Source organism: Microbacterium marinilacus, from assembly GCF_019753765.1.
GTDB lineage: Bacteria > Actinomycetota > Actinomycetes > Actinomycetales > Microbacteriaceae > Microbacterium > Microbacterium marinilacus.
The window spans coordinates 204,797-216,335 of record NZ_JAIJZW010000007.1; the positions used below are offsets into that span (position 1 = coordinate 204,797).

Annotated in this window: 22 protein-coding genes and 1 pseudogene; all 23 read right to left on the reverse strand. The window is 67.9% G+C overall.

All coding sequences use genetic code 11. The features are described 5' to 3' along the window. Nucleotides 1-32 precede the first annotated feature (32 nt). On the reverse strand, nucleotides 33-533 hold the full coding sequence (gene rplO, locus K5S26_RS13090; protein WP_246603972.1) for a 50S ribosomal protein L15: 501 nt from the start codon (nucleotides 531-533) through the stop codon (nucleotides 33-35). Beyond that, on the reverse strand, nucleotides 533-718 hold the full coding sequence (gene rpmD, locus K5S26_RS13095) for a 50S ribosomal protein L30 (protein WP_221858874.1): 186 nt from the start codon (nucleotides 716-718) through the stop codon (nucleotides 533-535). The genes rplO and rpmD overlap by 1 nt, the downstream gene beginning before the upstream one ends. Further along, nucleotides 718-1,425, reverse strand: coding sequence for a 30S ribosomal protein S5 (gene rpsE, locus K5S26_RS13100; protein ID WP_221858876.1), 708 nt, complete (start codon nucleotides 1,423-1,425; stop codon nucleotides 718-720). Before rpsE ends, rpmD begins: the two co-directional genes overlap by 1 nt. Further along, the gene (gene rplR / locus K5S26_RS13105; RefSeq protein ID WP_221858878.1) at nucleotides 1,422-1,781 is read right to left on the reverse strand and encodes a 50S ribosomal protein L18; all 360 of its coding nucleotides are present in this window, start codon (nucleotides 1,779-1,781) and stop codon (nucleotides 1,422-1,424) included. The genes rpsE and rplR overlap by 4 nt, the downstream gene beginning before the upstream one ends. A 2-nt stretch (nucleotides 1,782-1,783) precedes the next feature. Next, a complete protein-coding gene (rplF, locus tag K5S26_RS13110; protein WP_221858880.1) occupies nucleotides 1,784-2,320 on the reverse strand; it encodes a 50S ribosomal protein L6 in 537 nt (178 codons plus the stop codon). A 6-nt stretch (nucleotides 2,321-2,326) separates the two neighbouring features. After that, nucleotides 2,327-2,725: a 30S ribosomal protein S8 gene (gene rpsH, locus K5S26_RS13115; RefSeq protein WP_221858889.1), complete on the reverse strand. Its 399-nt coding sequence runs from the start codon at nucleotides 2,723-2,725 to the stop codon at nucleotides 2,327-2,329. A 154-nt stretch (nucleotides 2,726-2,879) separates the two neighbouring features. Continuing rightward, nucleotides 2,880-3,467, reverse strand: coding sequence for a 50S ribosomal protein L5 (rplE, locus tag K5S26_RS13120; protein ID WP_221858891.1), 588 nt, complete (start codon nucleotides 3,465-3,467; stop codon nucleotides 2,880-2,882). Between the two features lie 2 nt (nucleotides 3,468-3,469). Continuing rightward, nucleotides 3,470-3,829: a 50S ribosomal protein L24 gene (gene rplX, locus K5S26_RS13125; RefSeq protein ID WP_221858893.1), complete on the reverse strand. Its 360-nt coding sequence runs from the start codon at nucleotides 3,827-3,829 to the stop codon at nucleotides 3,470-3,472. A 3-nt stretch (nucleotides 3,830-3,832) separates the two neighbouring features. Next, nucleotides 3,833-4,201 (reverse strand): 50S ribosomal protein L14, encoded by a 369-nt coding sequence (gene rplN, locus K5S26_RS13130; RefSeq protein ID WP_055992168.1) that lies wholly within the window; start codon nucleotides 4,199-4,201, stop codon nucleotides 3,833-3,835. Continuing rightward, on the reverse strand, nucleotides 4,198-4,506 hold the full coding sequence (rpsQ, locus tag K5S26_RS13135; protein ID WP_221858895.1) for a 30S ribosomal protein S17: 309 nt from the start codon (nucleotides 4,504-4,506) through the stop codon (nucleotides 4,198-4,200). Before rpsQ ends, rplN begins: the two co-directional genes overlap by 4 nt. Further along, nucleotides 4,506-4,811: a 50S ribosomal protein L29 gene (gene rpmC, locus K5S26_RS13140; RefSeq protein WP_221858897.1), complete on the reverse strand. Its 306-nt coding sequence runs from the start codon at nucleotides 4,809-4,811 to the stop codon at nucleotides 4,506-4,508. The genes rpsQ and rpmC overlap by 1 nt, the downstream gene beginning before the upstream one ends. Then, nucleotides 4,811-5,230 (reverse strand): 50S ribosomal protein L16, encoded by a 420-nt coding sequence (gene rplP / locus K5S26_RS13145; protein ID WP_221858899.1) that lies wholly within the window; start codon nucleotides 5,228-5,230, stop codon nucleotides 4,811-4,813. Before rplP ends, rpmC begins: the two co-directional genes overlap by 1 nt. After that, nucleotides 5,230-5,991, reverse strand: coding sequence for a 30S ribosomal protein S3 (gene rpsC, locus K5S26_RS13150; RefSeq protein WP_221858900.1), 762 nt, complete (start codon nucleotides 5,989-5,991; stop codon nucleotides 5,230-5,232). The genes rplP and rpsC overlap by 1 nt, the downstream gene beginning before the upstream one ends. After that, nucleotides 5,991-6,386 (reverse strand): 50S ribosomal protein L22, encoded by a 396-nt coding sequence (gene rplV, locus K5S26_RS13155; RefSeq protein ID WP_221858902.1) that lies wholly within the window; start codon nucleotides 6,384-6,386, stop codon nucleotides 5,991-5,993. The genes rpsC and rplV overlap by 1 nt, the downstream gene beginning before the upstream one ends. Nucleotides 6,387-6,408: 22 nt before the next feature. After that, a complete protein-coding gene (gene rpsS, locus K5S26_RS13160; RefSeq protein ID WP_055992152.1) occupies nucleotides 6,409-6,690 on the reverse strand; it encodes a 30S ribosomal protein S19 in 282 nt (93 codons plus the stop codon). An 11-nt stretch (nucleotides 6,691-6,701) separates the two neighbouring features. After that, nucleotides 6,702-7,541, reverse strand: coding sequence for a 50S ribosomal protein L2 (gene rplB, locus K5S26_RS13165; RefSeq protein WP_221858904.1), 840 nt, complete (start codon nucleotides 7,539-7,541; stop codon nucleotides 6,702-6,704). Nucleotides 7,542-7,563: 22 nt separating this feature from the next. Continuing rightward, nucleotides 7,564-7,863: a 50S ribosomal protein L23 gene (gene rplW / locus K5S26_RS13170; RefSeq protein ID WP_221858906.1), complete on the reverse strand. Its 300-nt coding sequence runs from the start codon at nucleotides 7,861-7,863 to the stop codon at nucleotides 7,564-7,566. Further along, nucleotides 7,860-8,519 carry a 50S ribosomal protein L4 gene (rplD, locus tag K5S26_RS13175; protein ID WP_221858907.1) on the reverse strand — a complete coding sequence of 220 codons (660 nt, stop codon included), beginning with the start codon at nucleotides 8,517-8,519 and terminating at the stop codon, nucleotides 7,860-7,862. The genes rplW and rplD overlap by 4 nt, the downstream gene beginning before the upstream one ends. 5 nt (nucleotides 8,520-8,524) lie before the next feature. After that, entirely contained in the window at nucleotides 8,525-9,184 is a 660-nt protein-coding gene (gene rplC, locus K5S26_RS13180; RefSeq protein ID WP_221858909.1) for a 50S ribosomal protein L3, read from the reverse strand. 14 nt (nucleotides 9,185-9,198) lie between these two features. Beyond that, a complete protein-coding gene (gene rpsJ, locus K5S26_RS13185) occupies nucleotides 9,199-9,507 on the reverse strand; it encodes a 30S ribosomal protein S10 (RefSeq protein ID WP_135114783.1) in 309 nt (102 codons plus the stop codon). A gap of 434 nt (nucleotides 9,508-9,941) precedes the next feature. Then, a complete protein-coding gene (locus tag K5S26_RS13190) occupies nucleotides 9,942-10,742 on the reverse strand; it encodes an aggregation-promoting factor C-terminal-like domain-containing protein (protein ID WP_246603973.1) in 801 nt (266 codons plus the stop codon). Between the two features lie 248 nt (nucleotides 10,743-10,990). Continuing rightward, nucleotides 10,991-11,209 (reverse strand): Rv0909 family putative TA system antitoxin, encoded by a 219-nt coding sequence (locus K5S26_RS13195; protein ID WP_221858911.1) that lies wholly within the window; start codon nucleotides 11,207-11,209, stop codon nucleotides 10,991-10,993. Between the two features lie 111 nt (nucleotides 11,210-11,320). Beyond that, nucleotides 11,321-11,539 (reverse strand): annotated as a pseudogene (locus tag K5S26_RS13200) (hypothetical protein); the annotation flags it as partial.

The following is an 11,539-nucleotide window of genomic DNA, read 5'->3' on the forward strand; positions in this document are numbered from 1 at the left end:
CGGGAGCGACGCTCCCGGGCCCTTGACGCCGATTACTTGACGCTGCCGCCGGCGGCGACGATCTTCTGCTCGGCCGAGCCGGAGACCTTGTCCACCGTCACGGTCAGGGCCACGGAGATCTCGCCGTTGCCGAGGACCTTGACCTTCTCGTTCTTGCGGACCGCACCCTTGGCGACGAGGTCGGCGACGGTCACGTCGCCACCCGTCGGGTAGAGCTCCGCGAGCTTGTCCAGGTTCACGACCTGGTACTCGACGCGGAACGGGTTCTTGAAGCCGCGCAGCTTCGGCGTGCGCATGTGCAGCGGCATCTGGCCACCCTCGAAGCCGGGGCGGACGCTGTAGCGGGCCTTGGTGCCCTTCGTACCGCGACCGGCCGTCTTGCCCTTCGAGCCCTCACCGCGACCCACGCGGGTCTTGGCGGTGTTGGCGCCCGGGACGGGACGGAGGTGGTGCACCTTCAGCACGCCGGGACGCTTCGTCTCGGCGGCCGTGCTCTTCTCGGCCTTCTCGGCCGTGGCCTTCTTCTCAGCCATCAGTCGATCTCCTCAACACTCACGAGGTGAGCGACGGCGCGGACGTATCCGCGCGTCTGGGCGTCGTCGGGCCGGACGACCGAGTCGCCGATCCGCTTCAGACCGAGCGAACGCAGCGTGTCGCGCTGGTTCTGCTTCTCGCTCACCTTGGACTTGACCTGGGTCACCTTCAGACGAGCAGCCATCACGCACCCACCTTCGCAGCGGCGGCGGCCTCGGCCTCCGCACGGACGAGACGTGCCGGCGCGACCTGGTCGAACTCGAGGCCGCGACGCGCGGCGACCGCACGGGGCTCCTCGAGCTGCTTCAGGGCCTCGACGGTCGCGTGCACGATGTTGATCGTGTTCGACGAGCCGAGCGACTTCGACAGCACGTCGTGGATGCCGGCGCACTCGAGCACGGCGCGGACCGGACCGCCGGCGATGACACCGGTACCGGCGGACGCCGGACGAAGCAGCACGACACCGGCGGCGGCCTCACCCTGCACGGGGTGCGGGATGGTGGCGCCGGCGCGCGGGACGCGGAAGAAGTTGCGCTTCGCGTCCTCGACGCCCTTGGAGATGGCCAGGGGCACCTCGCGGGCCTTGCCGTAGCCGACACCGACCACGCCGTTGCCGTCGCCGACGACCACGAGGGCGGTGAAGCTGAAGCGACGACCACCCTTCACGACCTTCGACACGCGGTTGATGGTGACCACGCGCTCCAGGAACTGGTTGTCCGCGCCACGGTCGTTGCGGTCACGACCGCCACGGCCCTGGTTGCGGTCGCCACGGCCGCCACGGCGGTCGCCGCGCTCGCTGCGCTGCTCGGTCTGAGCCTGCTCGGGCTGCGCCTGCTCGGCGCCGGCCTCGGGGGCCTCGGTGGTCACTTCGGTCTCCTTGTTGTCACTCACAGGTTCAGCCCCCCTTCGCGGGCGCCGTCGGCGATCGCCGCGACACGGCCCGCGTAGCGGTTGCCGCCGCGGTCGAACACGACGTCGGTGAAACCGGCGGCCTTGGCACGCTCGGCGAGGACCTCGCCGACCTTGCGGGCCTTCGCGGTCTTGTCACCGTCGAACGAGCGCACGTCGTTCTCGAGCGTCGAGGCAGAGGCCACGGTGTGGCCCTTGCTGTCGTCGACGAGCTGCACGAAGACGTGGCGCGCCGAACGGGTCACGACGAGACGAGGACGGACCTCGGTGCCGACGACCTTCTTGCGAAGGCGAGCGTGGCGGCGCGAACGCGCGGCGGACTTCGACTTCACAGCCATGATTACTTACCAGCCTTTCCGGCCTTGCGACGCACGACCTCGCCCGCGTAGCGGACACCCTTGCCCTTGTACGGCTCAGGCTTGCGGATCTTGCGGATGTTGGCGGCGGTCTCACCGACGGCCTGCTTGTCGATGCCGCTCACCGTGAGCTTGTTGTTGCCCTCGACGGTGAACGTGATGCCGGCCGGCGGCTCGACGGTGACGGGGTGCGAGAAGCCCAGGGCGAACTCGACGGACGAGCCCTTCTGCGCCACGCGGTAACCGGTGCCGACGACCTCGAGGCCCTTGGAGTAGCCCTCGGTCACGCCGATGATGTTGTTGTTGATCAGGGTGCGCGTGAGCCCGTGCAGCGAACGCGACTCGCGCTCGTCGTCGGGGCGGGTGACGAGAACCTGGTTCTCCTCGACCTTGACCTCGATGGGGCGGGCCACGACGAGCGCGAGCTCGCCCTTGGGGCCCTTCACGGCGATCTGCTGCCCGTCGACCGTCACAGTGACGCCGGCGGGGATGTCAATGGGAAGACGTCCAATACGCGACATGAGGGATCACCACACGTAGGCGAGAACTTCCCCGCCCACGCCCTTCTGCTCAGCCTGACGGTCGGTGAGGAGACCGGAGGAGGTGGACAGGATGGCGACGCCGAGCCCGCCGAGAACGCGGGGCAGCTCGGTCGACTTCGCGTACACGCGGAGACCGGGCTTCGAGACGCGCTTGATGCCGGCGATCGACCGCTCGCGGTTCGGGCCGTACTTCAGCGTCATCGTGAGGGTCTTGCCGACGCGGGCGTCCGCCTCCTCCCAGGAGGAGATGTAGCCCTCCTGCTTGAGGATGTCCGCGATGTGCGTCTTGAGCTTGCTCGACGGCAGCGACACGGAGTCGTGGTGCGCCGAGTTCGCGTTGCGCAGACGGGTCAGCATGTCTGCGACCGGGTCTGTCATGGTCATATGACTTGTCCTTTTTTCATGAGGTTTCGGCTGCCGTTACACGACAGACGACCTTCCTGAATGATCCTTGTTCAGTTGTCCGAGCGGCGTTCCGCCGCCGGACCGGGGACACGCCCTGGTCCGGCGGCGAAATGCACAAACGCTCGATTGTACCTCAGGCCTGCTGGTCCTCGGTACGGAACGGGAAGCCGAGGTGACGGAGGAGCGCACGGCCCTCGTCGTCCGACTTCGCGGTGGTCACGACGGTGATGTCGAAGCCCCGGACACGGTCGATCTTGTCCTGGTTGATCTCGTGGAAGACCGACTGCTCCTGCAGACCGAACGTGTAGTTGCCGTTGCCGTCGAACTGCTTGCCCGACAGGCCGCGGAAGTCGCGGATGCGGGGCAGCGCCAGCGAGACGAGACGGTCCAGGAACTCCCACGCACGGTCGCCACGCAGGGTGACGTGCGCGCCGATGGCCTGGCCCTCGCGCAGCTTGAACTGCGCGATCGACTTCTTCGCCTTGGTGACGACGGGCTTCTGACCGGTGATCGCGGTGAGGTCGGCGACCGCACCCTCGATGACCTTGGAGTCGCGAGCGGCCTCGCCGACACCCGTGTTGACGACGACCTTGACCAGGCCGGGGATCTGCATGACGTTGTCGTAGCCGAACTCGTCCTGCAGCTTCTGGCGGATCTGGTCGCGGTAGACCTGCTTCAGGCGCGGCTGGATTTTGCCAGCCTGCGCGTCAATGGTGCTCACTGTCAGATGTCCTTACCCGACTTCTTCGCGTAGCGCACGCGAACAGTCTTCTTGACGCCGTCCTTGACCTGCTCCTCGACGCGGAAGCCCACGCGGGTCGGCTTCTTCGTCTCGGGGTCGACGAGCGCGACGTTGGAAATGTGGATGGGCGCCTCGTACGTCTCGATGCCACCGGTCTTGGTGCCCCGCTGGGTCTGACCGATCCGGTTGTGCTTCGTGATGTAGTTGATGCCCTCGACGACGACACGCTGGCCGCCGTCGACGACCTCGAGGACCTTGCCCTGCTTGCCGCGGTCTCCGCCGCGGTCCTGCTTGGCGCCGGTGACGACCTGGACCAGGTCGCCCTTCTTGATCTTCGCCATGGGTTACAGCACCTCCGGGGCGAGCGAGACGATCTTCATGAACTTGCGGTCACGAAGCTCGCGGCCGACCGGGCCGAAGATGCGGGTGCCGCGGGGCTCCCCGTCGTTCTTCAGGATCACGGCGGCGTTCTCGTCGAACTTGATGTACGAGCCGTCGGCGCGGCGCGTCTGCTTCACAGTGCGGACGACGACCGCCTTGACGACGTCGCCCTTCTTGACGTTGCCGCCCGGGATCGCGTCCTTGACCGTCGCGACGATGGTGTCGCCCACGCCGGCGTAGCGGCGGTTCGAACCACCGAGAACGCGGATCGTGAGGAGCTCCTTCGCGCCGGTGTTGTCGGCGACCTTGAGGCGGGACTCGGTCTGAATCACTTGGCCTTCTCCAGAATCTCAACCAGGCGCCAGCGCTTGGTGGCGCTGAGCGGACGGGTCTCGTTGATCACAACGAGGTCGCCGATGCCGGCGGTGTTCTGCTCGTCGTGCGCCTTGAGCTTCGTGGTGCGACGGATGACCTTGCCGTAGAGGGGGTGCTTCACGCGGTCCTCGACCTCGACGACGATCGTCTTGTCCATCTTGTCGCTCACGACGTAGCCGCGAGCCGACTTGCGGTAGCCACGCGCGGCGGCGTCGCGCACGTCGTGCTCGGCGTGCTCCACAGCCTTCTTGTCGGTGGCCATCACTCAGCCTCTCCCTCGGCGGCCGGAGTCTCCTCGGCCTTCTTCGCCTTGCTCTTCTTGGCCTTCGCCGCGACGGGGGCGGGCGTGGCACGGATGCCCAGCTCGCGCTCCCGGATCACGGTGTAGAGCCGCGCGATGTCGCGCTTCACGGCGCGGATGCGGCCGTGGCTCTCGAGCTGGCCGGTGGCCGACTGGAAGCGCAGGTTGAACAGCTCTTCCTTGGCCTTGCGCAGCTCCTCGACGAGGCGCTGGTCCTCGAACGTGTCGAGCTCGCTCGTGGCGAGCTCCTTGGTGCCGATCGCCATTACGCGTCGCCCTCCTCGCGCTTGATGATGCGTGCCTTCAGAGGCAGCTTGTGAATGGCACGGGTCAGCGCCTCGCGAGCGAGCTGCTCGTTGACACCGGCGACCTCGAAGAGGACGCGACCCGGCTTGACGTTGGCGACCCACCACTCCGGCGAGCCCTTGCCGGAGCCCATGCGGGTCTCGGCGGGCTTCTTCGTGAGGGGACGGTCGGGGTAGATGTTGATCCACACCTTGCCGCCACGCTTGATGTGACGCGTCATGGCGATACGAGCGGACTCGATCTGACGGTTCGTCACGTACGCGGACGTGAGGGCCTGGATGCCGTACTCACCGAAGGAGACCTTCGTGCCGCCCGTCGCCGCGCCATCCCGCTTGGGGTGGTGCTGCTTGCGGTACTTGACCTTGCGGGGGATGAGCATTACGCCGAAGCTCCTTCCACGGCCTGCGGGGCCTCGGCGTCGTTACGACGCGGGCCGCGGCGGCCGCCACGGTCGCGGTCACGGGCCGGCTTCATGTTGGCCTGCTCGCGCGCGAGTTCCTTGTTGGTGAGGTCGCCCTTGTAGATCCAGACCTTCACGCCGATGCGGCCGAAGGTGGTCTTGGCCTCGTAGAAGCCGTAGTCGATGTTCGCGCGCAGCGTGTGCAGCGGCACACGACCCTCGCGGTAGAACTCCGACCGGCTCATCTCCGCGCCGCCGAGGCGGCCCGAGACCTGGATCCGGACGCCCTTGGCGCCGGCGCGCTGGGCACCCTGCAGCCCCTTGCGCATCGCGCGGCGGAAGGCCACGCGGGCGCTGAGCTGCTCGGCGACGCCCTGGGCGACGAGCTGAGCGTCGGCCTCGGGGTTCTTGACCTCGAGGATGTTCAGCTGGATCTGCTTGCCGGTGAGCTTCTCGAGCTCGCCGCGGATGCGCTCGGCCTCCGCGCCACGACGTCCGATCACGATGCCCGGGCGGGCGGTGTGGATGTCGACGCGGACGCGGTCGCGGGTGCGCTCGATCTCGATCCGGCTCACGCCGGCGCGGTCGAGGTTCGACTGCAGGAGCTTGCGGACCTTGATGTCCTCGGCCACGTAGTCGGCGTACCGCTGACCCGGCTTCGTCGAGTCAGAGAACCAGCGCGAGACGTGGTCCGTCGTGATGCCGAGGCGGAAGCCGTACGGGTTTACCTTCTGTCCCATTACTTGCTCGCCTTCTTCTTGCTGCCGGCAGCGGTCTCAGCGACCTCCGGCGTGGAGAGCACGACCGTGATGTGGCTCGTGCGCTTCTTGATCTGGAACGCGCGGCCCTGTGCACGGGGCTGGAAACGCTTCAGCGTCGTGCCCTCGTCCACGTAGGCGTTCTTCACGAACAGGTCCTGCTCGTCCAGGTACTCGCCGTCCTTGTCGGCCTTCACCTGCGCGTTGGCCATGGCCGACGCGACGAGCTTGTAGATCGGCTCGGAAGCCGACTGCGGCGCGAACTTCAGGATCGCGAGCGCCTCCTGGGCCTGCTTGCCCTTGATGAGAGCGACGACACGACGAGCCTTCTGAGGGGTCACGCGGATGTGTCGCACGCGTGCGATGGACTCCACCATTTCTCTCTCCTCCTCGGTCGCCTTAGCGGCGACGGCCCTTCTTGTCGTCCTTCTCATGGCCGCGGAAGGTGCGGGTGGGCGCGAACTCGCCCAGCTTGTGGCCCACGAGCGTCTCGGTGACGAACACCGGGATGTGCTTGCGGCCGTCGTGCACGGCGATCGTGTGACCCAGCATCGCCGGGATGATCATCGATCGACGCGACCAGGTCTTGATCACGTTCTTGGTGCCGGCTTCGTTCTGCGAGACCACCTTGCGCAGCAGGTGCTCGTCGACGAAGGGGCCCTTCTTCAGACTGCGGGGCATCTTCTTTACTCCTACTTGCGCTTCTTGCCGGCGTTACGGCGACGCACGATGAGCTTGTCGCTTTCCTTGTTGGCGTGACGGGTGCGGCCCTCAGGCTGACCCCACGGCGAGACGGGGTGACGACCACCGGACGTCTTGCCCTCACCACCACCGTGCGGGTGGTCGACCGGGTTCATGGCGACACCGCGGACGGTCGGGCGGACGCCCTTCCAACGCTTGCGGCCGGCCTTGCCCCAGTTGATGTTCGACTGCTCGGCGTTGCCGACCTCGCCGATCGTCGCGCGGCAGCGCGCATCGACGTTGCGGACCTCGCCCGAGGGCAGGCGCAGCTGAGCGTAGGGGCCGTCCTTCGCGACGAGACGCACCGAGGCGCCCGCCGAGCGCGCCATCTTCGCGCCGCCGCCGGGGCGGAGCTCGATGGCGTGGATGACGGTACCCGTCGGGATGTTGCGCAGCGGCAGGTTGTTGCCGGGCTTGATGTCGGCGCCGGCACCCGACTCGACGACGTCGCCCTGCTGCAGCTTGTTCGGCGCGAGGATGTAGCGCTTCGTGCCGTCCACGTAGTGCAGCAGCGCGATGCGCGCGGTGCGGTTCGGGTCGTACTCGATGTGCGCGACCTTCGCGTCGATGCCGTCCTTGTCGTTGCGACGGAAGTCGATCACGCGGTACTGGCGCTTGTGGCCACCACCGATGTGACGGGTCGTGATGCGGCCCTGGTTGTTGCGGCCACCGGTCTTGGACAGCGGGCGCAGCAGCGACTTCTCAGGCGTCGACCGGGTGATCTCCGCGAAGTCGGCCACCGACGAGCCGCGGCGACCGGGGGTCGTGGGCTTGTAGTTGCGAATAGCCATGTTCTCTCTTCCTCCCCGACCGTCAGCCGACTGCCGTGAAGATGTCGATGGTGCCCGACTTGAGCGTGACGATGGCGCGCTTGGTGTCCTTGCGCTTGCCGATGCCGAAGCGGGTGCGACGGGCCTTGCCGACGCGGTTGATCGTGTTGACCGAAGCCACCTTGACGCCGAAGATCTTCTCGATCGCGAGCTTGATCTCGGTCTTCGACGAGCGCGGGTCCACGAGGAACGTGTACTTGCCCTCGTCGATGAGCGAGTAGCTCTTCTCCGAGACGACCGGCTTCAGGATGATGTCGCGCGGGTCCTTCTGGACGGCGGTCATGCGGAGACCTCCTCGGTGGCGCCGGCCTTCTGCGCGATGAACGCGTCGATGGCGGCCTTGGTGAAGACGATGTCGTCCGAGACGAGCACGTCGTAGGCGTTCAGCTGGTCGGCCATCAGCACGTGCACGTAACCGAGGTTGCGGACGCTGAGGTAGCCGAAGTCGTCCTCGCGGTCGAGCACGACGAGCACGTTCTTGGTCGGCGCGACCTTCGCGAGGAAGGCGGCGGCGTCCTTGGTCGAGGGCTCGGACACGCCGAACGACTCGACGACGTGCAGGCGGTCGCCGCGGAAGCGGTCGCTGAGCGCGCCCGCGAGGGCGGCGGCGATCATCTTCTTGGGCGTGCGCTGCGCGTAGTCGCGCGGCTTCGGACCGTGGACGATGCCACCGCCGGTCATGTGCGGCGCACGGATCGAGCCCTGACGGGCGTTACCCGTGCCCTTCTGCTTGAAGGGCTTGCGGCCGGCGCCCGAGACCTCACCGCGACGCTTGGTCGAGTGGGTGCCCTGGCGAGCCGCCGCGAGCTGCGCGACGACGACCTGGTGGATCAGCGGGATGTTCGTCTTGACGTCGAACACCGAGGCGGGCAGCTCGACCGAGCCGGCCTTCTTGCCATCGATGCCCTGGACGTCGAGAGCGAGAGTCGAGTCAGCCATCTAACTCAGGCCCCCTTCACAGCGTTGCGGACGTACACGGTGCGGCCGCGCGCGCCGGGGACGGCGCCCTTGACGAGCAGCAGACCCTTCTCGGCGTCGACGGCGTGAACCGTGAGGTTGAGGACGGTCACGCGCTCGGCGCCCATACGGCCGGCCATGCGCATGCCCTTGAAGACGCGGCTCGGGGTCGACGATGCGCCGATCGAACCGGGCTTGCGGTGGTTGCGGTGCGCACCGTGCGAAGCGGAGACGCCCTTGAAGTTGTGGCGCTTCATGACACCCGCGGTGCCCTTGCCCTTGCTGGTGCCGACGACGTCGACCAGCTGGCCCGCCTCGAACGTGCCGTCGACGGTGAGCTCCTGGCCCAGCGCGTAGTCGGCGGCGTCCGCGGTGCGGATCTCGGCGAGGTGGCGGCGCGGCGTGACGCCGGCGGCCTCGAAGTGGCCCGAGAGCGGCTTGTTGACCTTGCGGGGGTCGATCGCGCCGGCGGCGATCTGGATGGCCGAGTAGCCGTCCTTCTCCGCCGTGCGGACCTGGGTCACCACGTTCGGCGCGAGCTCGATCACCGTGACGGGGATGAGCTTGCCGTTCTCGTTCCAGACCTGGGTCATGCCAAGCTTGGTGCCCAGCAGACCCTTGGAAACCTTGTTGTTGATGTCAGCCATGTCGATCCCCGCCCTTAGAGCTTGATCTCGATGTTGACGTCGGCCGGGAGGTCGAGACGCATGAGCGAGTCGACGGCCTTCGGCGTCGGGTCCACGATGTCGATGAGGCGCTTGTGCGTGCGCATCTCGAAGTGCTCGCGGCTGTCCTTGTACTTGTGGGGCGAACGGATCACGGCGATCACGTTCTTCTCGGTCGGAAGGGGCACGGGGCCCACGACCTGCGCGCCCGCACGAGTGACCGTGTCGACGATCTTGCGTGCCGACGAGTCGATGATCTCGTGGTCATACGACTTCAGGCGAATGCGGATCTTCTGTCCCGCCATTGTCTGCTCTCTCTCTTCAGCGTCGTACCTCTGGGGCATTGGACGCACGGACCCTCCGGAAACCCTTCGGGCCAGTGACCTCTACAGGCCGTGTTCACATGTCAGTCCACGCGCGCAGAGAAGCCCCTGCGAGGTGGTGTGTGATTTCGTTCTCCTGCCCGCGGCCCAGACTCGGTCTGTGCACTGCCCTGGCAGTGATCCCGCGCAGTCCTCCCTGAGGGAGCGCACGCGGAAATGTGGAACTTGTCTATTCTGCCACCCTCGACCACCCACCCGCAACCCGGGCGTGTCGCGCCGCGAGCCGCGTGATCACGCGGCTCGGCGACCCCCTGTCGGCGCGCTCCCAGAAACCCCGCCCGCGCCTTCTCGAGGAGCGGGCGGGGTGAGGGACAACGCCCCCAGCCCCAGGGAGGCACGGGGCTTTGCGCGGCGGGTCAGTACCAGTTGACCGACTGCGAGTGCGCCCACGCGGCGCACGGGGTGCCGTAGGCCCGCGAGATGTAGTCCAGGCCCCAGGTCACCTGCGTGGTGGCGTTGGTCGCCCAGTCGTCGGCCACGGTGGCCATCTTGTCGCCGGGGAGCGACTGGGGGATGCCGTAGGCGCCGCTCGAGGCGTTGGACGCCTGGTAGTTCCAGCCGGACTCCTTGTTCCACAGGGACACGAGGCAGCCGAACTGGTCGGAGCCCCAGCCGTACGTCTCGGAGGCCAGGCGCTCGGCGGTGGCCTGCGCGCCCTCCGGGGTGTTCGCCGCCGCGGCGGCCTCCGCGGCCGCACGCTCCTCCTCGGCCTGCGCGGCCGCCTCGGCGTCCTCCTGCTCGAGCGCGGCCGTCTCGGCGAGCACGTCCTGCGCGAGCTGCTCGGTCTCGAGCGTCTCGCCGCGGATGACGACGGCCGGCATCTCGTCGTAGTCGGAGAGCTCCTCGACCTCCGACTCCAGCTGGGAGGTGTCGACCTCCTCGTGCGCGTCCTCGATCGCGTCCTGCGCGCGGTCGAGCGTGGCCTGCGCGACGGCGGCCGCCTGCGCGTCGTAGGTCGGGGCGGCGACCGCGCGGGTCGCCTCCGGCGGCAAGGTGGCGGCGATCGCCGCCGTGCCGGACAGCGCGATCCCGGCACCGAGCGCGATGCCGAGCAGCCGGCGGTTGCGGCGGGCGCGGCGCTCGCGACGGAGCAGGGTGAGGTGGTTGCGGCGGGGGAAGGGGGTGAGCGATGGGGCTTCGTTCTGCTTCTGCGTCATTCCTGGCGTTTCGTCTCGGGTGCGCCTGCACCCGCTCGAACGCGGCCGTCTTCGGGTGACGGCCGCGACGGGCGCAGACCCTCCACCGTCCAACGCTCCCCTGGACGGATGCCACCCGGGGCATGGGAGCCGGGTGCGCAGCCCGTGGGCGTTACCTGTTCGTTATCTGTCCGGACCCTGGACGCCCACCCGTGACGCGACGAGGCCCCCACCCCGGAGGGTGAGGGCCTCGCAAGAGGGCCTGCGGCCTACTTCTCGTTGCCGATGGCGCCGTCCGCGGCGTCGCGGGCGGAGTCGACCTTGTCGTGGAGGTTCTCCGGCAGCACCTTCTTGGCAGCGCCGGCTACGCCGTCGATGACCTTGTCGCTGATCTCCTCGGCCTGGTCGCTCTTCAGAGCGCCCTCAACCTTGTCCTTGTTCTGCTCGAACAGCTCCTTGCCCTTGTTCACGAGATCGTCGAGACCCATGATTTCCCCTCCCGAAGAGTCCATGCGCGGCCGCAGGTCGGTCGCGTCCCGCTCATTGTGGCAGGCGCCGCGACATCGCGACACCCGTTCAGCGGGAGATGACGACGCGGATCAGGCGACCGTGTCGCCCACGTTCTGACGTGTGGGGAGGGTGGGGATGAGGGCGGCGAGGTGATCGGCGGTGTCCTGCCAGCCGGTGACGGACACGCACGCCACCTCGCCCATCGCCAGGACGGGGTAGTCGTTGCCGTCGGGGTCGAGCCGGTCGCCGTAGAAGAGCATGCCGCCGAGAGGCACGCCGGTCTCCTCCGACAGGCGTCGCATCCCGTA